Source organism: Streptomyces sp. NBC_01304, from assembly GCF_035975855.1.
Lineage (GTDB): Bacteria > Actinomycetota > Actinomycetes > Streptomycetales > Streptomycetaceae > Streptomyces.
This window is the reverse complement of sequence record NZ_CP109055.1, coordinates 3,809,861-3,835,305: the sequence shown is the minus strand read 5'-3', so window position 1 is coordinate 3,835,305 and position 25,445 is coordinate 3,809,861. Positions and strand designations below refer to the sequence as shown.

Below are 25,445 nucleotides of genomic sequence, written 5' to 3'. Positions count from 1 at the left end.
GAGCGCCTTTGGCCTGCGGCTCAGCCCATCGTGGGCGGTTGGGCCAGGCCCAGCTGGATCAGCTGCGTGAGGGCGTCGTAGTAGAGCTCGCCCCCGGTCACCTTGCCGGCCTCGTCGTAGTGCATGACCTCGCAGAAGGCCACGTCCATACGCTTGTTGGTGGCGGGCTGCTGCTCGCCGAGCGGGCCGTCGTTGATGCCGCGGCCCTGGAACAGGGCGACCGTCGTGGCGCCGCCGTCGATGTAGCGGATCTGCTCGGCTCGGGCGTCGGAGAAGCCGCGGACCCAGTTCTGCATGTCGGCGACGGCTTCCTGGATGCCCTTGCTGGTGTGGGCGCGCGGCTGGTCGGTGAAGGCGCAGTCCGGGTGGAGCAGCTTCTTCACGGTCTCCCAGTCGCGTTCGTTGAAGGCGCGGTCCATTGCTTTGTGCGTGGAGATGTTGCTCATGTCGCCCTCCGTGGGCGGTGGTGCGCGGAGGTGCTGGACGGGGACTCGGGGACACCAGAGGGTCCGGCCCGGAATACATGTCCGGGGGCAGCGCGCTGACGTCAGCATTGCACCGGGGGTGGGGCCGTCAAGGTCTGGGGCGCGACGTGGCCCCGGGCGGTGGATGTACTCGCCCGCGGTCGTCGGTGCGCCGATGCGCCGGACGTACTCCCCCACCCCCGAACCTGCTTCGCAGGCTCGGGCGGGAGGTACCCCCTCCCGTACGGCTCGTAGAATCGACTCCACCATGGCCTATCTCGACCACGCAGCGACCACTCCGATGCTCCCGGAGGCCGTCGAGGCGATGAACGCCCAGCTCACCGTCGTCGGCAACGCCTCCTCGCTGCATGCTGCGGGGCGGCGGGCGCGGCGTACCGTCGAGGAGTCCCGCGAGACGCTCGCGGAGGCACTCGGCGCGCGGCCCAGCGAGGTGGTCTTCACCTCCGGCGGCACCGAGGCGGACAACCTCGCGGTCAAGGGCCTGTACTGGGCCCGCCGCGACGCCGACCCCGCCCGCACCCGGGTCCTCGCCAGCCCCGTCGAGCACCACGCGGTGCTCGACGCGGTCGACTGGCTGGCCACGCACGAGGGCGCGACGGTCGAGTACCTGCCGGTGGACGCCCACGGCCGGGTGCACCCCGAGGCGCTGCGCGAGGCGATCGCCCGCAACCCCGACGATGTCGCGCTCGCGACCGTGATGTGGGCCAACAACGAGATCGGCACGGTCATGCCGGTACGCGAACTCGCCGAAGTCGCCGCGGAGTTCGGGGTTCCGCTGCACGCGGACGCCGTGCAGGCCGTCGGTCAGCTGCCGGTCGACTTCGCCGCCTCCGGGCTAGCCGCGATGACGGTCAGCGGCCACAAGGTCGGCGGGCCGTACGGCATCGGCGCGCTGCTGCTCGGCCGCGAGTACAGCCCGGTGCCGGTGCTGCACGGCGGTGGCCAGGAGCGGCACGTGCGCTCCGGCACCCTCGACGTGCCCGCGATCGCCGCCTTCGCGGTGGCCGCGCGGATCGCCGCCGAGCGCCGCGAGTGGTTCGTGCGGGAGATCGGCGGACTGCGGGACGCGCTGGTCGCGGCGGTGCTCGAGGCGGTGCCGGACGCGCTGCTCGGCGGCGACCCGGCGCCCGGGGCCCGGCTGCCGGCCAACGCGCACTTCACCTTCCCCGGCTGCGAGGGCGACTCGCTGCTGCTGCTCCTGGACGCGCAGGGCATCGAGTGCTCGACCGGCTCCGCGTGCACGGCGGGCGTGGCCCAGCCCAGCCACGTACTCCTCGCGACGGGGACGGACCCGGATCTGGCACGGGGGACGCTGCGGTTCTCGCTCGGTCATACGTCGACGAAGGCGGACGTGGACGCGGTGGCGGCGGCGATCGGGCCTGCGGTGGAGCGGGCTCGGTCGGCGGGGCTCTCCTAGGCTTCGGCGGGGCTCTCCCGAGTTCTTCCGGGGGCTTTCCCAGGCTTTCGCGAGGGGCTTTGCTAAGCCTTCTTCGCTGCGGCCTTCCGTACGAGGTCCATGTAGCGGTCCCAGTCCCAGTGGCGCCCCGGGTCGGTGTGCGTGGCCTCCGGGACCTCGTTGTGGCCGATGATGTGCTCCCGGTCCACCGGGATGTCGTACCGCGCACAGATGCCGGCGGTCAGGCGGGCCGACGACCGGTACATCACGTCCGTGAAGGACGACGGTTTGTCCACGAAGCCCTCGTGCTCGATGCCGATGCTCCGCTCGTTGTACTCCCGGTTGCCCGCGTGGAAGGCCACGTCCAGCTCGCGGGCCATCTGCGCGATGTGGCCGTCCTTCGCGCGGATCACATAGTGCGCGGCGGCGGCGTGCAGCGGGTCCTTGAAGACCCGGACCGCCGTGTCGTAGCTGCCCTGGACGACATGGATGACGACGCGGTCGATCGTGTAGTCCGCGGGCCGGTCGGCGTACCGCAGATTGGCCCGGGACGCCGCGATCCACTGGGCGCCGGGCTGGTCCACCTCACCCTCGGTGCGCTGCTTGTCGATGCCGGGGATGCGCCAGTACAGGCGGGCCAGCTCCTCCTGCCAGACGAGGGCGGAGGTGCCCGCGGCGACGGTGGCGGCGCCGGTGATGAGGAGCCCGCGGCGGCTCATGCCCTTGCCGGACTTCTCGCCGCCGCTGCCCGTTTTTCCTTCGGCCACTGGTTTCTCCCCCGTGTTTCTCCCCCGTGCTTCCCCGCGATCATAGAAACGCTTTAGGGGCCGTCCGGGGTTCCGCTTACCCTGGAAGGGTTATGACTGAGACTCCTGCCGAGCCCCGCCGCCTCCGCGTCCTCGCCGCCATGTCCGGCGGGGTCGACTCCGCCGTCGCCGCCGCACGCGCTGCCGAAGCCGGGCACGACGTCACCGGCGTACACCTGGCACTCTCGGCGAACCCGCAGTCCTTCCGCACCGGCGCCCGTGGCTGCTGCACCATCGAGGACTCCCGCGACGCCCGCCGCGCTGCCGACGTCATCGGCATCCCCTTCTACGTCTGGGACCTCGCCGAGCGCTTCCGTGAGGACGTCGTCGAGGACTTCATCGCCGAGTACGAGGCCGGGCGCACCCCGAACCCGTGTCTGCGCTGCAACGAGAAGATCAAGTTCGCGGCGCTGCTCGACAAGGCGCTCGCGCTGGGCTTCGACGCGGTCGCCACCGGGCACTACGCCCAGGTCATCGTCCGCGAGGACGGCTCGCGTGAGCTGCACCGCGCGTCCGACATGGCGAAGGACCAGTCGTACGTCCTCGGGGTTTTGGACGACCGCCAGCTGGCGCACGCCCTGTTCCCGCTGGGCGACACGGTGACGACCAAGGACGAGATCCGCGCGGAGGCCGAGCGCCGGGGCCTGGCCGTCGCCAAGAAGCCGGACTCGCACGACATCTGCTTCATCGCGGACGGCGACACCCAGGGCTTCCTCGCTTCCCGGCTGGGGAAGTCGGAGGGCGACATCGTCGACGAGGCCGGCGCCAAGCTGGGCACGCACGAGGGCGCCTTCGGCTACACCATCGGCCAGCGCAAGGGCCTGCGGATCGGGCACCCGGCGCCGGACGGGAAGCCGCGGTACGTGCTTGACATCTCGCCGGTGAACAACACCGTGACGGTGGGGCCGGTGGAGGCGCTGGACGTGGTGGGGCTGACGGCGATCAAGCCTCGGTGGTGTGGTTCGGCTCCGCCTGTCGGGGTGGCTCCGTACACGGCTCAGTTGCGGGCTCATGGCGATGAGACGCCGGTCTCCGCGGAAGTCGTGGGGGATGAGCTGAAGGTTTCCTTCAGCGAGCCGGTACGCGGCGTTGCTCCGGGCCAGGCCGTGGTGCTGTACGACGGCACGCGCGTGGTCGGGTCGGCGACGATCGCCACGACTGTGCGGCGGAGTGTGGCCGGGGTCTGAGTTCCCCCCTCCCCGCCCCTTCCCGAGAGGCGCCGCCGGCTTCAAAGACTGTCCTCAAACGCCGGACGGGCTGACTTGGTCAGCCCGTCCGGCGTTTCAGGAGTCAGCCGACGACCTCCACCTCGTAGAAGCAGAAGTACCCCTCGATCTCGCCCACTTCGGGCTTCGGGTCCGGGTACGCCCACACCGCGTCCTTCGCGTCGGGCAGCGACCAATAGGAGGCCGTTCCCTTGAAGGGGCAGTACGTCGTCGTGTCCGACGGCGTCAACAAGTCGCTGCGTACGTCCTCCGGCGGCAGGTAGTACCGCACCGGACAGCCCGTCTCCCGCAGCACCAGGGGGCGCCCGCTCTCCGCGATCAGCTGTCCTCCGTGTCGCACCCGCACCTGAACTGCGCCCTGCTCGACGGTGATCCGGTGTCCCTCGGTCATGGACCTGCCTCTCATTCCATTACTCTGTGCGCGCAATTGATGACTGAATGTCACTCTTGGTGACTCGTACCGTGGAGGTCTCATGGGGCACAGCGACCTGAACAGAAACCGCAAGAGCCTGCTGCACAAGGCCCGTTATGCCCTGAGCCATCCTGGCAGGGTGCCCGCCTACGTGCGCCGCTCCACGCGCGACGCCTGGCTGCGCGTCAAGCACCGCCGGGACCATGTCGCGTACTACCGGGCCGTGATGGCCTCCGACGCGGCGCGCAGCGCGGAAGCCGCGGTCGGTGGTGGGCCCCGGGTGGACGTGTGGAGCCAGATCGGGCAGCTGCAGTTCGACTATCTCGTCGAGCACGGGCTGCGGCCCGAGCAGCGGATGCTGGACATCGGCTGCGGGAACCTGCGCGCCGGGCGGCTCTTCATCGACCACCTGGAGCCGGGCCACTACTACGGCATCGACATCTCGCCCGACATCCTGATCGCCGCCAAGCACACCCTCGTACGGTCCGGACTGCAGCCGAAGCTGCCGTACCTGACCATCGCGGACAACCTCACCTTCGACTTCCTGCCGGACGCGCACTTCGACGTGGTGCACGCGCACAGCGTGTTCTCGCACTCGCCGCTGCACGTCATCGAGGAGTGCTTCCAGCACGTGGGGCGGATCCTGGCGCCGGGCGGTTTCTTCGACTTCACCTTCGACCGGACCGAGGGCAAGGAGCACCACGTACTGCGTGAGGACTTCTACTACCGGACCGAGACGCTGACCCGACTCGCCGCCCAACACGGCCTGGAGGCCCGCTTCATGGAGGACTGGGAGGCCAAGGACCACCGTCAGTCGAAACTGCGCCTCACGCGTGCGTGCGTGGCGGAGCTGCCGCACGCGCGCGTGGAGGGTGAGCAGACCGTCGGAACGGCCGGGGCCGGGGGTCGTACCGTGGCTCCATGAACATCTGCGTCTTCCTCTCCGCCGCCGACCTGGACGAGCGCTACACCGGGCCCGCCCGTCAATTCGCCGAACTCCTCGGCAAGGGCGGGCACACGCTCGTCTGGGGCGGCTCGGACGTCGGCCTGATGAAGGTCGTCGCGGACGGAGTGGAGGGTGCGGGCGGGCGGCTCGTGGGGGTCTCGGTGGACTTCCTGGCCGCCAAGGCGCGGCCGGTCGTCGCACCGGACGAGATGGTGATCGCACGCGATCTGGCCGAGCGCAAGGCGCTGCTCCTGGAGAAGGCCGACGCCGTCGTGGTCATGGTGGGCGGTACGGGCACGCTGGACGAGGCCACCGAGATCCTGGAGCTGAAGAAGCACGGGAAGGCCGAGCAGCCGGTGGTGCTGCTCAATACGGCAGGTTTCTACGACGGGCTCAAGGAGCAGTTCCGGCGCATGGAGGACGAGGGATTCCTGCCGGTTCCCCTCACCGAGCTGGTGTTCTTCGCGTCGGAGCCGGTCGGGGCGCTGGCTTATTTGGAAGAGGTCGCGGGAACCCGCTGACCCCCTGGTGGGATCATGGCGGGCATGGCTACACATGTGATCACCGGAGCAGGTTCGGGTATCGGCGCCGCCGTCGCGCGTCGACTGCACGCGCGGGGCGACGACCTCGTCCTCTTCGCCCGCAACGCCGGCCGCGCCAAGGAGCTGGCCGCCGAGTTCCCCGGTGCGAGCACCGTCGTCGGCGACCTCGCCGAGCCGGAGCGGCTCTCCTGGGCCTTCTCGCACCAGACGCTGCCGGACCGGGTCGACACCCTGCTGCACATCGCGGGCGTCGCCGACCTCGGCTCCGTCGGCGAGCTCACGCCGAAGATCTGGCAGGCCCAGCTCAACGCCAACCTGGTCTCACCGGCCGAGATCACCCGGCACCTGCTGCCCCAACTCCGCGTCTCCCAGGGGCAGGTGCTCTTCGTGAACTCGGGCGCGGGTCTGGCGGCGCACGCCGACTGGTCCGCGTACGCGGCCTCCAAGCACGGCCTGAAGGCTCTCGCCGACTCGCTGCGCCACGAGGAGAAGCCGAACGGCGTCCGCGTCACCTCGGTCTACCCGGGCCGCACCGCGAGCCCCATGCAGGCCAAGATCCACCAGCAGGAGGGCAGGGAGTACGACGCCGCACGCTGGATCGACCCGGAGTCGGTGGCGACCACGATCCTCATGGCGATCGATCTGCCGCGGGACGCCGAGGTCAACGACCTGACGGTGCGGCCCGGGAAGCCGTAGGACCGAAGGCGCGGACCCGTCGCGGGGCCCGTCCGCCCCGCCCTGCCCGCGCGGCATTCCGTACGCTTCCCGAGTGAGCGACGAAAGCAAGATCAACTGGGGTCCGGCCACCGGCATCGGCTCGATGCCCGGCGGTGACGCCCGTGAAGCCGCGAAGACCGTGACCGGGACCTTCGAGGACTTCCCGTATCTCCCCGAGCTGCCCGCCCGAGGGCCCGGTGCCGACATGATCGGGCGGACCGCCGGGCTGCTCGTCGAGGTGTACGCGCGCGTGGAGCCCAGCGGGTGGCGGATCGGGGACCGGCCCGGGATGGACACCCGGCGGGCCCGGTCCTGGCTGCGGGAGGACCTCGACGCCCTCGAAGAGTTCACGCAGGGGTACGAGGGCCCGTTGAAGGTCCAGGCCGTCGGGCCCTGGACGCTCGCCGCCGCCCTGGAGCGCAGGAACGGCGAGGCCGCGCTCGGCGACCCCGGCGCCTGCCGTGATCTCGCGGGCTCGCTGGCCGAGGGCCTCGGCGCGCATCTCGCCGACGTACGCAGGCGGATCCCCGGCGCCCGGCCCGTGCTGCAGCTCGACGAGCCGTCCCTGACGGCGGTCCTGCGCGGGCACATCAAGACCGCCAGCGGCTACCGCACCCACCGCGCCGTCGACCGCCAGGTCGTCGAGGACACCCTGCGCGAGTTGATCGAGGCGAGCGGCGTCCCCGTCGTCGTCCACTCCTGCGCGCCCGACGTGCCGTTCGCACTGCTGCGCCGGGCCGGTGTCGAGGGCGTCTCGTTCGATGCCGGACTTCTCACTGAGCGTGACGAGGACACCATCGGCGAGGCCGTGGAGGCCGGCACGCAGCTGTTCGCGGGAGTCGTGCCGTCCACCGACGCCGCATTGTCAGACCCTGCCAGTAACGTCAGTGGTGTCAGGACGCTGTGGCGCAGGCTGGGGCTGAATCCGGGATCGCTCGCGGGATCGGTCGTGGTCACGCCGTCGTGCGGACTCGCGGGGGCCTCTCCCGCGTACGCCCGCAAGGCGCTCGCGCAGTGCGTCCGGGCGGCGAGATCACTCGCGGACAACCCTGAGTAACGGGAGGACCAATAAAGGTGGCCGGCGAACAGCACGCACAGAGCACATCGGTGCCCAGCGAGGCACGCGAGAAGCACGCGCAGCTCGCTGAGCAGATCGAGGAGCACCGCTTCCGGTACTACGTGAACGACCAACCGGTCGTCAGCGACGCCGAGTTCGACAAGCTGCTGCGCTCCCTCGAGGCCTTGGAGGAGCAGTACGGCGAACTGCGCACCCCCGACTCACCGACCCAGAAGGTGGCCGGTGCGTACGAGACCGAGTTCACCTCGGTCCAGCACCGCGAGCGGATGCTCTCCCTGGACAACGCCTTCGACGACGAGGAGCTCGCCGCCTGGGCCGAGCGCGTCGCCAAGGACGTCGGCACCCCGGACTTCCACTTCCTGTGCGAGCTGAAGGTCGACGGCCTCGCGGTCAACCTCACCTACGAGGACGGCAAGTTGACCCGCGCCGCCACCCGCGGCGACGGCCGCACCGGCGAGGACATCACACCGAATGTCCGGACGATCTCCGACATCCCGGACCGCCTCAAGGGTGACCGGATTCCGCCCCTCGTCGAGATCCGCGGCGAGGTCTATTTCCCGATGGAGAAGTTCGAGGAGCTCAACGCCCGCCTGGTGGAGGGCGGCGACAAGCCCTTCGCCAACCCGCGCAACGCCGCGGCGGGTTCGCTCCGCCAGAAGGACCCGCGCGTCACCGCGACCCGCCCGCTGCACATGGTCGTGCACGGCATCGGCGCCCGCGAGGGCTTCGACATCGACCGCCTTTCGCAGGCCTACGACCTGCTCCAGGAGTGGGGACTGCCGACCGCACAGCACAACAAGGTGGTGAACTCCGTCGAGGAAGTGCGGGAGTTCATCGGCTACATCGGTGAGAACCGGCACTCCGTGGTGGAGCACGAGATCGACGGCGTCGTCGTCAAGCTCGACGAGATCCCGCTGCAGGGCCGCCTCGGCGCCACCTCGCGCGCCCCGCGCTGGGCGATCGCCTGGAAGTTCCCGCCCGAGGAGGTCAACACCAAGCTGGTCGACATCCGCGTGGGCGTCGGCCGCACCGGCCGCGTCACGCCGTACGCGGTGGTCGAGCCGGTCACCGTGGCCGGCTCGGAGGTCGAGTTCGCGACCCTGCACAACCAGGAAGTCGTGAAGGCCAAGGGCGTGTTCATCGGCGACACCGTCGTGCTGCGCAAGGCCGGGGACGTCATCCCGGAGATCCTCGGGCCGGTCGCCGACCTGCGCGACGGCAGCGAGCGCGAGTTCGTGATGCCCGCCGAGTGCCCGGAGTGCGCGACTCCGCTCAGGCCGATGAAGGAGGGGGACATCGACCTGCGCTGCCCCAACTCCCGGTCCTGCCCTGCCCAGTTGCGCGAGCGCCTGTTCTATCTGGCGGGCCGCAAGTGCCTCGACATCGAGAACTTCGGGTACGTCGCCGCCACCGCCCTCACCCAGCCCCTGGAGCCCTCCGACCCGCCGCTGCGCGACGAGAGCGACCTCTTCGACCTCACCGTCGAACAGCTCCTGCCGATCAAGTCGTACGTACTGGATCAGGACACCGGCATCCCCAAGCGGGACCCGAAGACCGGCGAGGAGAAGGTCGTCACCTTCTTCGCCAACCAGAAGGGCGAGCCCAAGACCAACACCCTCGCGATGCTGAAGAACATCGCGGAGGCCAAGGACCGCCCGCTCGCCCGCGTCCTCACGGGCCTGTCGATCCGTCATGTCGGCCCCGTCGCCGCCGAGGCGCTGGCCAGGGAGTTCCGCTCCATGGAGCGCATCGAGGAGGCGGGCGAGGAGGAGCTCGCCGCCGTCGAGGGCGTCGGACCGACCATCGCCGCCTCGCTCAAGCAGTGGTTCGAGGAGGACTGGCACCGCGAAATCATCCGCAAGTGGCGGGCCGCGGGCGTCCGTATGGAGGAGGAGGGCGCAGAGGACGAAGGACCGCGCCCGCTCGAAGGTCTGACAGTGGTTGTCACAGGCACTCTGCAGGGCCATACGCGCGATGGCGCGAAAGATGCGCTGCAGAGCCGTGGCGCCAAGGTGACCGGATCCGTGTCGAAAAAGACGTCATTTGTGGTCGTCGGCGACAACCCCGGCTCCAAGTACGACAAGGCGATGCAGGTCAAAGTGCCGGTTCTGAACGAAGAGGGCTTCGCCGTCCTGCTCGAACAAGGACCCGACGCCGCGCGGGAAGTTGCGCTTCCGACCGAGGAGTAGCGGTTGAAGGCCACCCGTTCAGCGCATACCAGATGCATACGGGTGGCCGGGTCGCATTCGGGCAACCGTAGACGACCGCTGCCCCTGGAAGCCTTCTGCGGCCTACTGTTGAGGTGTGCGCCTGCCGTGCCCCGATGCGTTTGGGGCATCCCCTGCTCATCACGGGCTCGGGGAAGGGTTTTCAGACGCGGTTACTTCTGGCATGGAGCCGTGTGGCGTGGGCACCGCCGGCTGTGAGAGGGACGGGAATGAAACCGACCGAGAGCGCCGATCCGGTGTCAGGGCTGCGCCGGTTGACGGTGCCCGCACTGCCGGCCGGGATCGTGGCCGTAGCCGCGGCTGTCCTCGCCGTTGGGTTCTTCCGCGCCCTCACCGGCGACCAAGCGTTGTTCCCCGGCGGGGTGGTGGGCTGGTCGCTCGCCGTGCTGACCGGTGTCATCGTCGGCCATCTGGTCGCACTCGGCCGTGAGCGCTGGTGGGGCGGCACCGGTTCGGGCGCCGCCCTCACCCTGGCGGTCCTGCTCCTGTACGGCTGGGTGCCGGCCGGCCTGGTCAGCCTCACCGTCGTCGTCCTGACCGGCGCGGCCCGCAGACGCCGCTGGCGGCAGGGCGTGCTGCACGGCGCCATCGACATCCTCGGGATCGGCGCCGGCGCCCTGGTGCTCGCGGCCTTCGGCCAGTCGCCCACGGTCGAGGGCCCCTGGGACCCGGAGACCTGGGACCTGTGGACGGCCCCCGAAGTCGCCCTGACGGCGGCCGCGTACCTCTTCGTCACCCGCCTCCTGATCTGGTACGCACACGCGCCGCACGGCGCGGGGCTCCCGACGGTCGCCCGCACCGCCCTGGTCAGACAGGGGCTCCTCGGCGTCGCCCTCCTCGGCATCGCCCCGCTGATCTGCGTGGTCGCCCTGGCCGAGCCCGTGCTCCTTCCGCTCTTCTCGATCCCGCTGATCGCGCTCGACTCCACGCTGTGGATCGCCCGGGCCCGAGCCGAGGAGCAGTTGCGCGATCCGCTCACCGGACTCCCCAACCGGCAATGGCTGTTGGAGCGCACCTGGACCGCGCTCGACGACGCCGAACGCATCGGGGCGCGCTCCGCCCTCGTACTCATCGACCTCGACCGCTTCCGCTCGGTCAACGACACCCTCGGGCACCTGGCGGGCGACCGCCTGCTCCTGCAGATCGCCGACCGGCTGCGGGAGGCGCTGCCGCGCGGGGCGGAGGCGGCGCGGCTCGGCGGCGACGAGTTCGCGGTGCTGCTGCCGACGTGTGACTCGACCACGAGTGCGCAGCGGGTCGCGCGGGCCCTGGTCGCCGAGCTCTCCTCGCCCCTGGACCTGGACGGACTGACCCTCGTCCTGGAGGCCAGCGCCGGTCTGGCCGTCTTCCCGGACCACGCGCTGGACGCCGAAGGGCTCCTTCGGCGGGCCGACGTGGCGATGTATCAGGCCAAGCGGGACCGTACGGGCGTGGAGGTGTACGAGTCCAAGCGGGACTCCAACACCCCTGACCGCCTCGGCCTGTTGGGCGATCTGCGCCGCGCCCTCGACGCCGGTGACGTGGAGCTGCACTACCAGCCGAAGGTCCGCTTCGACGGGCAGGTCGCGGGCCTCGAGGCGCTCGTACGGTGGGTGCATCCCGAGAGAGGGAAGGTTCCGCCTGACGAGTTCATCGCGATCGCCGAGTCCTCCGGGCTGATGCCTCACCTGACCGAGTACGTCCTGGAGACCGCCCTCGCGCAGGTCGCGCGCTGGCAGGCGCAGGGTCTGACGGTGCCGGTCGCGGTGAATGTGTCGCCGCGCGACGTGCATACGCCGGGGTTCGCGGGGGCGGTCGCGGCGCGGCTTGCCCGGCACGGGGTGCCGGCCGGTTCGCTGCAGCTGGAAATAACGGAACACGTGCTGCTCGAGGACCCGCAGCGCGCCGCGGACACTCTGGCCGGGCTGACCGGGCACGGGGTGAAGATGTCGCTCGACGACTTCGGGACGGGGTATTCGTCGCTGGTGCATCTGCGGCGGCTGCCGGTGAGCGAGCTGAAGATCGACCGGTCCTTCGTGGCGCGGCTTGCCGTGGACAACGAGGACGCGGAGATCGTGCGCTGCACGGTGGACCTGGCCCATTCGCTCGGCCTCCTCGTGGTCGCGGAGGGTGTCGAGGACGACGAGACGTGGGAGCGCCTTCGCGATCTGGGCTGTGACGCGGTCCAGGGCTGGCTTGTCGCTGCGGCGATGCCGGCCGATGAGACCACCGCTTGGCTGCGGGCGCGGGGCTCTCGTGGGTGGCAGCGGCCTGCTGAGATCGCGGCTGCGGCTGCGCTGGCCGCTGAGGAGTCCGATCAGGCGTCGGGGCACGTGGTGAAGTGATTTTTGCCCCTCCCCGCCCCTTCCCGTAATCCTGCGGAGCTGTGTCCTCAAGCGCCGGACGGGCTGACAAAGTCAGCCCGTCCGGCGCTTGAGGACACAGGGGGTCTGGGGGCGCAGCCCCCAGGAGCGGCGAGAACCGGGCCAGGGGGCCGCCCCGGATAACCGTTTCACGGGCATGGGGCCGCGCCCCATAGGATTGGGCCAACACCATCACGCTCACCCCAGTGAGGATCTGCATGCCTGGCATCACGCGCGAGGAGGTCGCCCACCTCGCCCGGCTGGCGCGTCTGGAGCTGAAGGACGAAGAGCTCGACCACTTCGCCGGACAGCTCGACGACATCATCGGCGCGGTAGCCCGCGTGTCCGAGGTCGCCGACCAAGACGTACCGCCTACTTCGCACCCGCTGCCGCTGACGAACGTCATGCGCAAGGACGAGGTCCGTCCGTCGCTCACCCCCGAGCAGGCGCTCTCCGGCGCCCCGGCCCAGGAGCAGCAGCGTTTCAAGGTGCCGCAGATCCTGGGGGAGGACTAATCACCATGACGGAGAGCAACGTCAACATCATCAAGCTCACGGCTGCCGAGATCGCCTCGAAGATCGCCTCCGGCGAGCTCACCGCGGTCGAGGTCACCGAGGCCCACCTGGCCCGCATCGAGGCCGTCGACGAGAAGGTGCACGCCTTCTTGCACGTGGACAGGGAAGGCGCTCTCGCGCAGGCCCGCGCGGTCGACGCCAAGCGGGAAGCCGGCGAGAAGCTCGGCCCGCTGGCCGGCGTGCCGCTCGCGCTGAAGGACATCTTCACCACCGAGGGCGTACCGACCACGGTCGGTTCCAAGATCCTCGAGGGCTGGATCCCGCCGTACGACGCCACCGTCACCAAGCGCCTCAAGGCCGCCGACGTGGTCATCCTCGGCAAGACCAACATGGACGAGTTCGCCATGGGGTCCAGCACCGAGAACAGCGCGTACGGGCCGACGGGCAACCCGTGGGACCTCACCCGCATCCCCGGTGGATCGGGTGGTGGCTCCAGCGCCGCCCTCGCCTCCTACGAGGCCCCGCTCGCCATCGGCACGGACACCGGCGGATCGATCCGCCAGCCCGCGGCCGTCACCGGCACGGTCGGCGTCAAGCCGACCTACGGCGGCGTCTCCCGCTACGGCATGGTCGCCTTCTCCAGCTCCCTAGACCAGGGCGGCCCCTGCGCCCGTACGGTCCTGGACGCGGCCCTCCTGCACGAGGTCATCGCCGGGCACGACGAGCTCGACTCGACGTCCATCGACGCCCCGGTCCCGCCGGTCGTCGAGGCCGCGCGCAACGGCAGCGTGCAGGGCATGCGCGTCGGCGTCGTCAAGCAGTTCCGCGGCGAGGGCTACCAGGCCGGCGTCGTCCAGCGCTTCGACGAGTCGGTCGAGCTCCTGAAGTCGCTCGGCGCCGAGATCGTCGAGCTGGACTGCCCGACCTTCGACCTGGCGCTGTCCGCGTACTACCTGATCGCGCCCTCCGAGTGCTCGTCCAACCTGGCCCGCTTCGACGCCATGCGTTACGGCCTGCGGGTCGGCGACGACGGCACGAAGTCCGCCGAGGACGTCACCGCGCTCACCCGCGAGGCCGGCTTCGGCGACGAGGTCAAGCGCCGCATCATCCTCGGTACGTACGCCCTGAGCTCCGGCTACTACGACGCGTACTACGGAAGCGCCCAGAAGGTCCGCACGCTCATCACCCGCGAGTTCGAGGCGGCCTTCGAGCAGGTCGACGTGATCGTCTCCCCGACGACGCCGACCACCGCCTTCCCGATCGGCGAGCGCGCCGACGACCCGATGGCGATGTACCTCGCGGACCTGTGCACCATCCCGACCAACCTGGCGGGCAACTCCGCCATGTCGCTGCCCTGCGGCCTCGCGCCGGAGGACGGCCTGCCGGTCGGCCTGCAGATCATCGCCCCCGCCATGAAGGACGACCGCCTGTACAAGGTGGGCGCTGCCGTCGAGGCCGCCTTCGTGGAAAAGTGGGGCCACCCGCTGCTTGAGGAGGCTCCGTCGCTGTGAGTGCTGTGACCAAGGCCAAGGGCTTCAAGAAGTCCAAGACCGGTACGTATCTGTCGATCGGCACCACCGCCTTCGGTGCGCTGAGCGTGATCAAGCAGGCCAAGAAGGCCAGGGGCGAGCACGACACCCTCCGCCTGGTCGACGCCGCGGTGTCCGCCGCCGCCATCATCACCGGCGTGGCGCTGCTCCTGCGGGAGCTCAAGCGCCTCGGCGACGACGACGTCCTGCTGGGCTGAGAGGGAAAGTTTCACCGTGACCACCACGACTGACCTGGTGTCGTACGAGGACGCTCTCGCGACGTACGACCCCGTCATGGGCCTCGAGGTCCATGTCGAACTCGGCACCAAGACCAAGATGTTCTGCGGCTGCTCCACCGAGCTCAAGCAGGACGCCAACTCCCAGACCTGCCCGACCTGTCTCGGCCTCCCCGGCGCGCTGCCGGTCGTGAACGAGATCGGCGTCGAGTCGGCCATCAAGATCGGCCTCGCGCTCAACTGCGAGATCGCCGAGTGGTGCCGTTTTGCCCGGAAGAACTACTTCTATCCGGACATGCCGAAGAACTTCCAGACCTCCCAGTACGACGAGCCGATCGCCTTCAACGGCTATCTGGACGTCCAGCTGGAGGACGGCGAGATCTTCCGCGTGGAGATCGAGCGCGCCCACATGGAGGAGGACACCGGCAAGTCCACGCACGTCGGTGGCGCGACGGGCCGTATCCACGGCGCCTCGCACTCGCTCCTGGACTACAACCGCGCCGGCATCCCGCTGATCGAGATCGTCACCAAGCCGATCGAGGGTGCGGGCGAGCGTGCTCCCGAGGTCGCGAAGGCGTACGTCGCCGAGCTGCGCGAGGTCATCAAGGCGCTCGACGTGTCCGAGGCCCGGATGGACAAGGGCCAGATGCGCTGCGACGTGAACCTGTCGCTGCGGCCGCACGGGCGCGAGCAGTTCGGCACCCGCAGCGAGACGAAGAACGTCAACTCGCTGCGTTCCGTCGAGCGTGCCGCCCGCTTCGAGATCCAGCGGCATGCCGCTGTCCTCAACGGCGGCGGCACGATCATTCAGGAGACCCGTCACTTCCACGAGGAAGACGGCTCCACGACGTCCGGCCGCATCAAGGACAACGCCGAGGACTACCGTTACTTCCCCGAGCCGGACCTGGTGCCGGTGGCCCCCGCGCGCGCGTGGGTCGAGGAACTGCGCGGCGGTCTCCCGGAGATGCCGCGCGTGCGCCGCAACCGGCTCCGCGAGGAGTGGGGCGTCAGCGAGCACGACATGCAGTCGATCCTCAACGCGGGCGCGGTCGACCCGATCGTCGCGACGATCGAGGCCGGCGCCGACTCCGTCGCGGCCCGCAAGTGGTGGATGGGCGAACTGGCCCGTAACGCCAACGAGTCGGGCAAGGCCCTGGAAGAGCTCGACATCACCCCGGCGCAGGTCGCCCGGGTCTGCGAGCTCGTCACCTCCGGCGACCTCAACGACAAGCTGGCCCGCCAGGTCATCGACGGCGTCCTCAAGGGCGAGGGCACCCCGGACGAGGTCGTCGAGAAGCGCGGCCTGAAGGTCGTCTCGGACGAGGGCGCGCTCACCGCCGCCGTCGACGAGGCCATCGCGGGCAACCCGGGCGTCGCGGACAAGATCCGCGGCGGCAAGGTGGCCGCGGTCGGCGCCCTGGTCGGCGCGGTCATGAAGGCGACCCGGGGTCAGGCGGACGCCGCGCGCGTCAAGGAGCTGATCCTGGAGAAGCTGGGCGTCGAGGGCTGACCTCGACCTCCACGCTGCCGCAGTACGTGAGGGCGGACCCGGAATTTCCGGGTCCGCCCTTCTGCGTTCCTTCTGCGTTCCTTCTGCGTTCCTTCTGCGTTCCGTCTGCGGCTGTGTCTGCGTCTGCGGTCGCGGGCAAAGGTCGCCAGGGTGAACTCCTGGCCATTCACGCGGACTTCGGCGCACCGTCTTCCCAGCGAAACCAATTGTCACTAACGTCCCAGCGCAGCAGGCCAATGGATCAGCAGGGAACCATTGGATGGCGACTGGGAGGTCGGACGTGGCTCCGGAGATTTCACGCAGACGGTTGCTCGCGCTCGGCGGCGGCGCGCTGGGCGTCGCCACGGCGGGCTCGCTGCTGCCGCCCTCGCTGCAGGACGCGCTCGCCGCCGAACCGCCGCGGGGCGGGCTGCGCGCCATCAAGCACGTGGTGATCCTCATGCAGGAGAACCGGTCCTTCGACCACTACTTCGGCGCCCTGCGCGGCGTACGCGGCTTCGGCGACCGCAACGCGATCAGCCAGCCCGACGGCAAGTCGGTCTTCGAGCAGCCGGTGCTCCTGAACACGGTGCTGCCCTTCCCGGTGCGCGGCGCGGCCGAGACGCAGCAGAAGGACCTGCAGTACATCGGCGCCCTCGACCACTCCTGGTCGGGCGGCGCCAAGGCCTGGAACAACGGCTGGATGAACAACTGGATCTCCGCCAAGTCCGCGGCCACGATGGCGTATTACACGCGCGAGGACATCCCGCTGCACTACGAGCTCGCGGACACCTTCACCATCTGCGACGCGTACCACTCGTCCATCCATACGTCGACGAGTCCCAACCGCAACCACTTGTGGAGCGGCAAGACCGGCTACGAGGCGAATGGCAACCGCGCGGTGGGCAATGACGCCTACGACGAGGGCAGTCACCCCGGATACGACTGGGGGACGTACGCCGAGCGCCTGGAGAAGGCGGGGCGCAGCTGGAAGACGTACACCGAGTGGGAGAACTTCACCGACAACCAGATCGAGTTCTTCACGACCTTCAAGGCCCTCGCGCGCAAGGCGCTCGCGAAGACCGGGACCGGGGGCACGGCCCCGTACACGTACATGGAGGCCTTCTACGCCAAGGTGCGCGACACTGCCGATGAGGCGGAGCGGACCAGGCTGCTCGGGCTCCTGGAGGAGGGCGTCAAGTCGCTGACGGACGGCGAGCGTTCGCTGTTCGAGCGGGCGCTGCGGCGGGTCCCGACGGGCAAACTGGCGGACGAGTTCGCGGCCGACGTGGCCTCCGGGGAACTGCCCGCGGTGTCCTATCTGGTGCCTTCGGCGATCGACTCCGAACACCCGGGCACCTCCTCGCCGATCCACAGCGCGACGCTCGTCTACAAGGTCCTCGACGCGCTCGCCTCGCACCCCGAGGTGTGGCGGCACACCGCCGTCTTCATCAACTACGACGAGAACGACGGCTTCTTCGACCACGTCCCGCCGCCCGTGCCGCCCGCAGGCGAGGCCGACGAGCACTGGCAGGGGCTGCCCACCGGGCTCGGGATCCGGGTTCCGATGCTGGTCGTCTCCCCGTGGACGGTCGGCGGGTACGTCACCTCCGAGGTCTTCGACCACACCTCGGTGATCCGCTTCCTGGAGAAGTGGACGGGCATCAAGGAGCCGAACATCGGCGCCTGGCGTCGCAAGGTCACCGGCGACCTCACCGGCGCCTTCGACTTCACGCGCGGCCGCCCGCAGCCGGAGGTCGAGCAGCCGGGCACCATCCCGCCGTTCTCGGGGCGCTGGCAGCCCCTGCCGCCGCTCAAGCAGTCGATGCCGGAGCAGGAGCCGGGGCGGCGGCGGGCGAGGGAGCTGCCCTATCAGGCGGATGCGTACGGGGCCGTGAAGGGCGGCACCTTCCGGCTGTCCCTGCTGAACACCGGGCGGTCGAGCGCGCACTTCGCGCTCTATCCGTACGCGGGGGAGTACGCGGCCCCGCAGCACACCGATGTAAGGGGCAAGGCGCAATGGGACGTGCCCCTTACCTCGAGTGCCTACAGGTTCACCGTCACCGGGCCGAACGGCTTCCGCCGCGAATTCGCCGGCACGGCCGCGGGCAAGGCCGCCCTGTCGACACACCTCGACGCACGCGCGCGTGAAGTCCGCCTCACGTTGCGCAACACAGGCAACAGCCCGCTGACCTTCACGCTGAAGTCCCTCGCGTACGCCGACACCAAGCCCCGCACCGTCACCGTGCAGCCGGGCAAGGGCCGGACCGTCGTGCACCGGGCCGCGAAGGCGCACGGCTGGTACGACCTGGAGGTGGTGGCCGACGGGGACAAGGAGTTCCGGCGCCGCCTGATGGGGCACATCGAGAACGGCCGGCCGAGCGTCTCCGGCTGACGACGGCCGTTGGTCCCGGGCCCCGGCGCACACCTGCGAGCCGGGGCCCGGGACCAACGGCACCTGACCCTCCGGTAGTCCTGTGAGTCAGGACACGAAAGGGACAAAGGATCATTTCTGGCTGTAAGAGTGACTCCCTGGACGTGATCCCCTAGGGGATCGGTCCTCCGCAAGAGGTAAGCGTTCTTTCCGGGCCGTTCCCGAAAGAGATCCTCGCAAGACTCCAGGGAGCAGCTCGTGGCCGCACTCGCACGGTGGTGCGTCAGGAACCGCCTTGCCACCGTCCTGCTGTGGCTGCTCGCCCTGGGCGGTGTCAGCGCCGCGGCGGCCGTCGCGGGTTCCGCGTACTCGAACAACTACGAGGTCCCCGGCACCGAGTCGGGCCGCGCCACGAACCTCCTCAGGGAGGGCTTCAAGGACCTCGGCGGCGACACCGACACGGTCGTCTGGCACACCAGCGGCGGCACCGTCGACGAGGCGGGCGTCCAGCAGACGATGACCCGCACCCTCGACAAGATCGCCGAGCTGCCCGGAGTGGCCTCCGTCACCAGCCCCTATCGCGCCGAGGGCGCCGGCCAGATCAGCAAGGACCGGCACACCGCCTACGCCGCCGTCACCTTCGACAAGCCCGCCCACGACATCGCCAGGGCCGACGCCCAGCGCGTCGTGGACACCGCGCAGGACGCGCGGGCCGACGGCCTCCAGGTCGAACTGGGCGGCACCGCCGTAGGGCTCACCGAGGCGCCGCAGGGGCACATCGCCGAGGTCGTCGGCGTGGTCGTCGCGGCCGTCGTGCTCTTCCTCGCCTTCGGCTCCCTCGCGGCCAGTGTGCTGCCGATCGCGACCGCCCTGGTCAGCGTCGGCACCGCCTATGCGGGCATCGTGCTGCTCGGGCATGTCATGACGGTCGCCGACTTCGCGCCGATGCTGGGCATGCTGATCGGGCTCGGCGTCGGCATCGACTACGCGCTGTTCATCGTGACCCGGCACCGCCGCGGACTGAAGCGTGGCCTGTCCGTGGCCGAGGCGGCTTCGAGCGCCGTCGCCACCACCGGCCGCGCCGTCGTCTTCGCGGGCGCCACCGTGTGCATAGCCCTGCTCGGCATGCTGATCCTGCGCCTGAGCTTCCTCAACGGGGTCGCGATCGCCGCCTCGCTGACCGTGGTGCTCACGGTCGCCGCCTCGGTGACGCTGCTGCCCGCCCTGCTGTCCTTCATCGGCACGCGCGCGTTGTCGCGAAGGGAGCGCCGCAAGCTCGCCGAACACGGACCGCAGCCCGAGCCGCCCACCGGCTTCGCCGCCCGCTGGTCGGCCTTCGTCGAGCGCCGCCCCAAGCTGCTCGGCGCGATCGCTCTGCTGGTGATGGCGGGGCTTGCCCTGCCCACGCTCTCGCTCCGGCTCGGCACGTCCGACCAGGGCAACGGCCCCACCTCGTCGACCACGCGACAGGCGTACGACCTCCTTGCCGACGGTTTCGGGCCCGGCGTGAACGGCCCGCTCACCCTGGTCGGCGAGGTGCACGGCGCCGAGGACAAGCTCGCGCTCGACAAGCTCGCCACCACCCTTCGCGGCACGGACGGCGTCTCGGCCGTGACCCCGGTGACGTACGACCGAACCGGCGAGATCGGTTTCCTCACCGTCGTACCGGACTCGGCCCCGCAGTCGGCCGCCACCAGCGACCTGGTCGACAAGCTGCGCGGCGAGGTGCTGCCGAAGGCCGCATCAGGGTCCTCGCTCGAGGTGTACGTCGGTGGCATCACGGCCGGCTATGACGACTTCGCCGAGATCATCGTCGGCAAGCTCCCGCTGTTCGTGGGCGTCGTGATCGGCCTCGGCTGTCTGCTGCTCCTGCTCGCCTTCCGCTCGATCGGCATACCCCTCAAGGCCGCCGCGATGAACGTCGCCGCGGTCGCCGCCGCCTTCGGGGTCGTCGTCGCGATCTTCCAGTGGGGCTGGGGGAGCGAGCTGCTCGGCCTCGGCCGGGCGGGCCCGATCGAGCCCTTCCTGCCCGTGATCATGGTGTCGGTGCTGTTCGGGCTCTCGATGGACTACCAGGTCTTCCTGGTCAGCCGCATGTACGAGGAGTGGCTGGAGACCGGTGACAACCGGCGGGCCGTCCGGGTCGGGCTCGCCGAGACCAGCCGCGTGATCAACTCCGCGGCGGTGATCATGATTTCGGTCTTCCTCGCCTTCGTGCTCAGCGGGGACCGGGTGATCGCGATGTTCGGCATCGCGCTCGCCGCCGCCGTCGCCCTGGACGCTTTCGTCCTGCGTACGTTGCTGGTGCCGGCCCTGATGCACATGCTGGGCGGCGCCAACTGGTGGCTGCCGCGCCGGCTCGACCGCTGGCTGCCGCGCATCAGCATCGAGCCGCCGGAGTGCCGGGCGGGGGCTGCGGTGCCCGGGCAGCGTACGGGGGAGCCGGAGGTTCCGGCGGCCCACCTCCGTTAGCTTCCGGCTGTCCGCCTCCGTTAAGGAAGTTCTCATTTACGCAAAGGGAGCTCTCAGACTCGGCACCTAGCGTGCGCAAGATGAGCACTGAGACCAAGACGGACAAGCTGCAGAAGCCCGACGCGACGGCGGACGCCGCCACGTCCGAGGAGACCACCGCGGCGGCCGGGGCGAAGAGCGCCGAGGGCGAGACGGCCCCGGCCGCGCCGCTGTCGAAGGGCGACGCCGATGCCGACGCCGGGCAGGGGAAGCAGCCCGAGCTGAGCGACGGCGACCTGGAGGACGACGAGCTCGACGACCTCGACGACGCCGAGCTCGCCGCCGAGGCCGCTCCGGCCTCCGCCGGGGTCGGCCAGGGCGCCGCCGCGATCGTCTCCGCGGGGCTCGGCATCGTCGCGCTCACCGGCAGCTGGGTCGGCACCGTCGCCGCCGCCCGCTCCAACCTGGTCGGCCAGCTGGAGACCGCCCAGACCGCCGGTGTCGCCAAGCAGATCGAGGCGCTCTACGGCAACCAGTGGCACCTCACCGCCCTCATCGGCGGCGCCTTCGCGCTGGCGGCCCTCCTCATCGGCGCCTTCGTCCTCGCCCGCCCCGCCTTCGGTGCGCCGGGCCGGATCCAGGCTCCGTGGATCAAGTCCGTGGCCTGGGCCGGGGTCGCGCTCGGCGTCATCGGCGTACTCCTCGCCCTCGCCAAGTACACCGACCTCCTGCTCGGCCTCCCGTCCGCGCCTTCCTAAGGCAGCCGAGACCCGACACCTGAGGGGCCTTGGGGCTTCGTAAGGCAGCACCGCAGCTGCCTTACGTCGCCCTAAGGCCCCTTCGCCTTAGGAGCCTTAGACCTAAGTCCCCTGTGACCTCAGAGATGCGGCGAACTCCCGATGTGGCGACACCCCCTGGGACGCGAAAGTAGAGACATCGCAAAGAGCGAGGGCGACGCGGAGAGCGAAGCCCCAACCTCCAGGGGAGAACAAGATGTTCGCCAACGAAATGCAGCAGGCCAAGGTCCTCCACACCGAGCGCGTCCGCCAGGCCGCCGAGCACCGCCTGGCCAACGAGGTCCGCGGCGCCCGCAAGGCCCGCCGGTCGGCCGACCACGAATCGGAGAGGCGGGTGACCACCACCCTGCGGTCCCGCTTCGCCCGCGCGGCGTGACGAGGGATGTCCCGGCCGGGACAGTGCAGTCGGTTTCCCCCGCCGGGGGAGGCGGGACCACGGCCGTCGCGGCCGAGGCCGTGCAGCCGATCGCCCCGGCCGGGGACCGCGTGACGACGGTCGCTCCGACAGGCGGCGACCGCGTGACGACGGCCGTTTCGACGGCAGGGGATCGCGTGACGACGGTCATTCCGACCGGTGGGGACCGCGTGACGACGATCATTGCGGGCACGGGTGCCGCACTGTCGGACCCCTGTGCGATGCTCCGTGCTGTGGAGACCAGGTCCCTGAGCCCCGTGTTCGTCGGCCGTGCCGGCGAACTGGCCGTCTTGAACGATGCGCTCGCCCGCGCCGCCGCGGGCGAGCCGCAGGCGTTGCTGCTCGGCGGCGAGGCCGGCGTCGGAAAGACCCGGCTCGTCGAGGAGTTCCTTGCCGCGTCCTGCCGCGAGGACGCCGTGGTGGTGCTCGGCGGCTGTGTCGAAGTGGGGGCCGACGGATTGCCGTTCGCCCCGTTCTCCACCGCTTTGCGTGCTTTGCGGCGTCAGTTGCCGGACGAAGTGGCCGCCGCGGCCGCGGGCCAGGAGGAGGAGCTCGCCCGGCTCCTGCCAGAGCTCGGCGAGACCGGTGCCAACGCCCCGGGCAGACAGGGCCGGCACGACGAGGAGGGCATGGCCCGCCTCTTCGAACTCACCGCCCGCCTCCTGGAGCGCATCGCCGCGGACCGCACCGTGGTGATCGCCCTCGAAGACCTGCACTGGGCCGACGCCTCCACCCGCCACCTCCTCGCCTACCTCTTCCGCACCCTGCGCAGCGGCCGCCTCGTCGTGATCGCCACCTACCGCGCGGACGACATCCACCGCCGCCACCCCCTGCGCCCCCTGATCGCCGAACTCGACCGGATGCGCACGGTCCGCCGCATCGAGCTCGCCCGCTTCACCCGCACGGAAGTAAGCCGCCAACTCGCCGGCATCCTGGCCGCCGAGCCCGAACAGTCCCTGGTGGACCGCGTCTTCGACCGCTCGGACGGCAACGCCTTCTTCGTCGAGGAACTCGCCTGCGCCTGCGGCGACGACAGCGCCATGGGCCTGTCCGACTCGCTGCGCGACCTGCTGCTCGTCCGCGTCGAGGCGCTGCCCGACGACGCCCAGCGAGTGGCGAGGATCGTCGCCGAGGGCGGCTCCGCCGTCGAGTACGAACTCCTCGCCGCCGTCTCCCGGCTCGCCGAGGACGACCTGATCGAGGCCCTGCGCGCGGCCGTCGGCGCCAACCTCCTGCTCACCACCCCCGAGGGCGACGGCTACCGCTTCCGGCACTCCCTGGTACGCGAGGCGGTCAGCGACGACCTGCTCCCCGGCGAGCGCTCCCGGCTCAACCGGCGGTACGCGCAGGCCCTGGAGCAGACCCCCACCCTGGTCCGCGCCGACGAACGCGCACCCCGGCTCGCCAGCTACTGGTACCACGCGCACGACGCGGCCAAGGCCCTGCCCGCCGTCCTGAGCGCGGCGGTCGAGGCCCGGCAGCGGCACGCCTACGCCGAGCAACTGCGCCTCCTGGAGCGCGCGATGGAGCTGTGGGAGGAAGCCCCCGACGACGTACGCGGCCGCCTGCGCCCCGCCGACTACGCGGGCGCCTACCCGCCCTGCGGCTGCGACCCCGAGACCCACCCGCTGAACTACCTCGACCTGATGGCCGAGGCCTGCGTCGCCGGCCGCCTGGCCGGAGAGCGGGAACGCGCCCTGAAGACCACGAAGCGGGCCCTGCAGTCGCTCGAGGAGGAGACGGGGGAGCCCGATTCGCTGCGCATGGCCTGGTTCTGGATCCAGCGCTCCCGTCTGGTGTCGACCCTCGGGCGGGGCAACGGCTGGGACGAGATAGCCAAGGCGCAGGAGCTGGTGCGCGGCCTCCCGCCGTCCGCGGTGCACGCGGATGTGCTCACGCACCGGGCCTCCTGGGGCATGCTGCACGACCCGGGCCCGGAGACGCTGGCCGCGGCCGAGCAGGCCGTGGAGTACGCGCGCATGGTCGGCGCCGCCGACATCGAGCTGAACGCCCGGCTCACCCGGGGCGGGCTCCTCGTCGACTCGGGGGACGCCGAGGCCGGGTTCGCGGAGATGTACGAGATCCGGGATCGCGTCTTCAGGCACGGCATGGTCGGGGACCTGTCCCGCATCCACATCAATCTGCCCTCGAACCTGGAGGGCAACGGCCGCTCCGCGGACGCCGTGCGGGTGGCGGACGAGGGCATCGAATTCTGCCGCAAGTACGGCCTGTTGGACACGGCGGGCTGGGTCCGGGCGAACCAGGCCGAGTCGCTGATCTCCGTCGGCCGCTGGGACGAGGCGATCGAGGCCGCTGCGGAGGCCGAGCGCATCACCCTCAGCATCAAGCCCCGCGGCTCCGCCTCCGAACGGCGGGCCCGGATCGCCCTGTTCCGCGGCGACCTGGCCGCTTCGGCCGGCCATCTGGCCGCGGCCCTCGAGCACTACGGCAGTCACGACCCCCAACCCCAGTACTCCCTCCCCCTGAACCGCATCTCCATCGGGATCGCCGCAGCCGAGGGCCGTGTCCTCGACGCCCGCGCCGAGCTGCAGCGCGTCCTCGACCGGGGCCTGCCGGCCGGTGAACAGCGCTACCACTGGCCCCTGTTCCTCGCCGCCGCCACCGCGGAGGCCGAGGCCCGCGGGCTGCCCGCCGCCGAGGCGGGCCGTGCCGAGACCCTCGACCGGATCCGGGCGGCCGCGAAGCGCCTGGTCGTGTCGGCGCCCATCTGGGCCGCCCACGACCGGTGGCTGCGCGCCGAACTGCTGCGCGCCGAGGGCCGGGACACCCCCGACGACTGGACCGAGGCCGCCCACGCGTTCGCGCCCCTCGGCCGTCCCTACGACCTCGCCCGCGTCCGGCGCCACCTGGCCGAGGCCCTTCTCGCCGCGGGCCAGGGCGAGGCCGACCGCACCCGCGCGGCCCAGCTCCTTCGCGAGGCCAAGGCCACGGCCGACCGCCTGAGAGCCCGCCCGCTGGCCGAGGACATCGCCCTGCTCGCCCAGCGGGCCAGGCTGCCCCTGACCGATGCGACGTACGGCTCCGGCCCTCGGGTGAACGGCGCCCCGGCCGAGCCCGCCCAAGCCGCCCTGCCCGACCCGGTCGAGGAGTTCGGCCTCACCAGCCGGGAGCGGGACGTCCTGCGCCTGGTCGCGGCGGGCCGCAGCAACCGTCAGATCGCGGAGGAGCTCTTCATCTCCCCGAAGACGGCGAGCGTCCACGTGTCCAACATCCTTGCCAAGCTGGGTGTTTCAGGCCGCGGCGAGGCAGCGGCACTGTCCCACCGCCTCCGCCTCTTCCCGGCGGAACGCGTCTGACCCCGCGTTTGGGCTGCCCGCACCGGCCGGCCTCTTCCCGCCGCCCGGTCATCCGCGCGGCGGGCCGCCGGAGCGGGGCGCGGCTGCGAGCGAGTGGGGGAAACCGGGCAAGCAAAAGCGACATATGGGCCTAGTTTGTGCCCG

At 70.7% G+C, this 25,445-nt stretch carries 20 protein-coding genes; 17 read left to right on the top strand and 3 right to left on the bottom strand.

Features of this window, described 5'->3' with window-relative positions; genetic code table 11:
- Nucleotides 1–20: 20 nt before the first annotated feature.
- The gene (locus OG430_RS16600) at nucleotides 21–446 is read right to left on the bottom strand and encodes a nuclear transport factor 2 family protein (RefSeq protein ID WP_327353276.1); all 426 of its coding nucleotides are present in this window, start codon (nucleotides 444–446) and stop codon (nucleotides 21–23) included.
- Nucleotides 447–732: 286 nt separating this feature from the next.
- On the opposite strand from OG430_RS16600, the gene OG430_RS16595 reads away from it, so the two are divergent.
- Entirely contained in the window at nucleotides 733–1,902 is a 1,170-nt protein-coding gene (locus OG430_RS16595; RefSeq protein ID WP_327353275.1) for a cysteine desulfurase family protein, read from the top strand.
- A 62-nt stretch (nucleotides 1,903–1,964) separates the two neighbouring features.
- Here the strand turns inward: OG430_RS16595 and OG430_RS16590 are convergent, their stop codons facing one another.
- A complete protein-coding gene (locus OG430_RS16590; RefSeq protein ID WP_327359124.1) occupies nucleotides 1,965–2,600 on the bottom strand; it encodes an N-acetylmuramoyl-L-alanine amidase in 636 nt (211 codons plus the stop codon).
- Nucleotides 2,601–2,740: 140 nt separating this feature from the next.
- On the opposite strand from OG430_RS16590, the gene mnmA reads away from it, so the two are divergent.
- Complete coding sequence (gene mnmA, locus OG430_RS16585; RefSeq protein ID WP_327353274.1) at nucleotides 2,741–3,874, top strand: tRNA 2-thiouridine(34) synthase MnmA; 1,134 nt, start codon at nucleotides 2,741–2,743, stop codon at nucleotides 3,872–3,874.
- A gap of 103 nt (nucleotides 3,875–3,977) precedes the next feature.
- Here mnmA and OG430_RS16580 read toward each other — a convergent pair whose 3' ends face one another.
- Nucleotides 3,978–4,304, bottom strand: a complete 327-nt coding sequence (locus tag OG430_RS16580; protein ID WP_327353273.1) for a DUF427 domain-containing protein — start codon at nucleotides 4,302–4,304, stop codon at nucleotides 3,978–3,980.
- 82 nt (nucleotides 4,305–4,386) lie between these two features.
- Here OG430_RS16580 and OG430_RS16575 point away from each other — a divergent pair, with 82 nt between their 5' ends.
- From OG430_RS16575 to OG430_RS16505, 15 genes are all read left to right on the top strand, one after another.
- The gene (locus OG430_RS16575; protein WP_327353272.1) at nucleotides 4,387–5,250 is read left to right on the top strand and encodes a class I SAM-dependent DNA methyltransferase; all 864 of its coding nucleotides are present in this window, start codon (nucleotides 4,387–4,389) and stop codon (nucleotides 5,248–5,250) included.
- Nucleotides 5,247–5,792 carry a TIGR00730 family Rossman fold protein gene (locus OG430_RS16570; RefSeq protein ID WP_327353271.1) on the top strand — a complete coding sequence of 182 codons (546 nt, stop codon included), beginning with the start codon at nucleotides 5,247–5,249 and terminating at the stop codon, nucleotides 5,790–5,792. Before OG430_RS16575 ends, OG430_RS16570 begins: the two co-directional genes overlap by 4 nt.
- 24 nt (nucleotides 5,793–5,816) lie before the next feature.
- On the top strand, nucleotides 5,817–6,509 hold the full coding sequence (locus tag OG430_RS16565; RefSeq protein ID WP_327353270.1) for an SDR family oxidoreductase: 693 nt from the start codon (nucleotides 5,817–5,819) through the stop codon (nucleotides 6,507–6,509).
- Nucleotides 6,510–6,582: 73 nt separating this feature from the next.
- Nucleotides 6,583–7,587 carry a methionine synthase gene (locus OG430_RS16560; RefSeq protein WP_327353269.1) on the top strand — a complete coding sequence of 335 codons (1,005 nt, stop codon included), beginning with the start codon at nucleotides 6,583–6,585 and terminating at the stop codon, nucleotides 7,585–7,587.
- A 17-nt stretch (nucleotides 7,588–7,604) separates the two neighbouring features.
- On the top strand, nucleotides 7,605–9,797 hold the full coding sequence (gene ligA, locus OG430_RS16555) for an NAD-dependent DNA ligase LigA (protein ID WP_327353268.1): 2,193 nt from the start codon (nucleotides 7,605–7,607) through the stop codon (nucleotides 9,795–9,797).
- A 233-nt stretch (nucleotides 9,798–10,030) separates the two neighbouring features.
- Entirely contained in the window at nucleotides 10,031–12,160 is a 2,130-nt protein-coding gene (locus OG430_RS16550; protein WP_442816501.1) for a putative bifunctional diguanylate cyclase/phosphodiesterase, read from the top strand.
- 236 nt (nucleotides 12,161–12,396) lie between these two features.
- Complete coding sequence (gatC, locus tag OG430_RS16545; protein ID WP_327353266.1) at nucleotides 12,397–12,693, top strand: Asp-tRNA(Asn)/Glu-tRNA(Gln) amidotransferase subunit GatC; 297 nt, start codon at nucleotides 12,397–12,399, stop codon at nucleotides 12,691–12,693.
- Nucleotides 12,694–12,698: 5 nt separating this feature from the next.
- Nucleotides 12,699–14,204 carry an Asp-tRNA(Asn)/Glu-tRNA(Gln) amidotransferase subunit GatA gene (gatA, locus tag OG430_RS16540; RefSeq protein ID WP_327353265.1) on the top strand — a complete coding sequence of 502 codons (1,506 nt, stop codon included), beginning with the start codon at nucleotides 12,699–12,701 and terminating at the stop codon, nucleotides 14,202–14,204.
- Complete coding sequence (locus tag OG430_RS16535) at nucleotides 14,201–14,440, top strand: hypothetical protein (protein ID WP_327353264.1); 240 nt, start codon at nucleotides 14,201–14,203, stop codon at nucleotides 14,438–14,440. The genes gatA and OG430_RS16535 overlap by 4 nt, the downstream gene beginning before the upstream one ends.
- Nucleotides 14,441–14,456: 16 nt before the next feature.
- The gene (gene gatB, locus OG430_RS16530; RefSeq protein WP_327353263.1) at nucleotides 14,457–15,968 is read left to right on the top strand and encodes an Asp-tRNA(Asn)/Glu-tRNA(Gln) amidotransferase subunit GatB; all 1,512 of its coding nucleotides are present in this window, start codon (nucleotides 14,457–14,459) and stop codon (nucleotides 15,966–15,968) included.
- A gap of 259 nt (nucleotides 15,969–16,227) precedes the next feature.
- Complete coding sequence (locus OG430_RS16525; RefSeq protein ID WP_442816500.1) at nucleotides 16,228–18,342, top strand: phosphocholine-specific phospholipase C; 2,115 nt, start codon at nucleotides 16,228–16,230, stop codon at nucleotides 18,340–18,342.
- 237 nt (nucleotides 18,343–18,579) lie between these two features.
- The gene (locus OG430_RS16520) at nucleotides 18,580–20,793 is read left to right on the top strand and encodes an MMPL family transporter (RefSeq protein ID WP_327353262.1); all 2,214 of its coding nucleotides are present in this window, start codon (nucleotides 18,580–18,582) and stop codon (nucleotides 20,791–20,793) included.
- A gap of 80 nt (nucleotides 20,794–20,873) precedes the next feature.
- On the top strand, nucleotides 20,874–21,530 hold the full coding sequence (locus OG430_RS16515) for a hypothetical protein (protein ID WP_327353261.1): 657 nt from the start codon (nucleotides 20,874–20,876) through the stop codon (nucleotides 21,528–21,530).
- Between the two features lie 235 nt (nucleotides 21,531–21,765).
- On the top strand, nucleotides 21,766–21,945 hold the full coding sequence (locus OG430_RS16510) for a hypothetical protein (RefSeq protein WP_327353260.1): 180 nt from the start codon (nucleotides 21,766–21,768) through the stop codon (nucleotides 21,943–21,945).
- Nucleotides 21,946–22,205: 260 nt separating this feature from the next.
- Entirely contained in the window at nucleotides 22,206–25,301 is a 3,096-nt protein-coding gene (locus tag OG430_RS16505; protein WP_327359122.1) for a helix-turn-helix transcriptional regulator, read from the top strand.
- Nucleotides 25,302–25,445 lie beyond the last annotated feature (144 nt).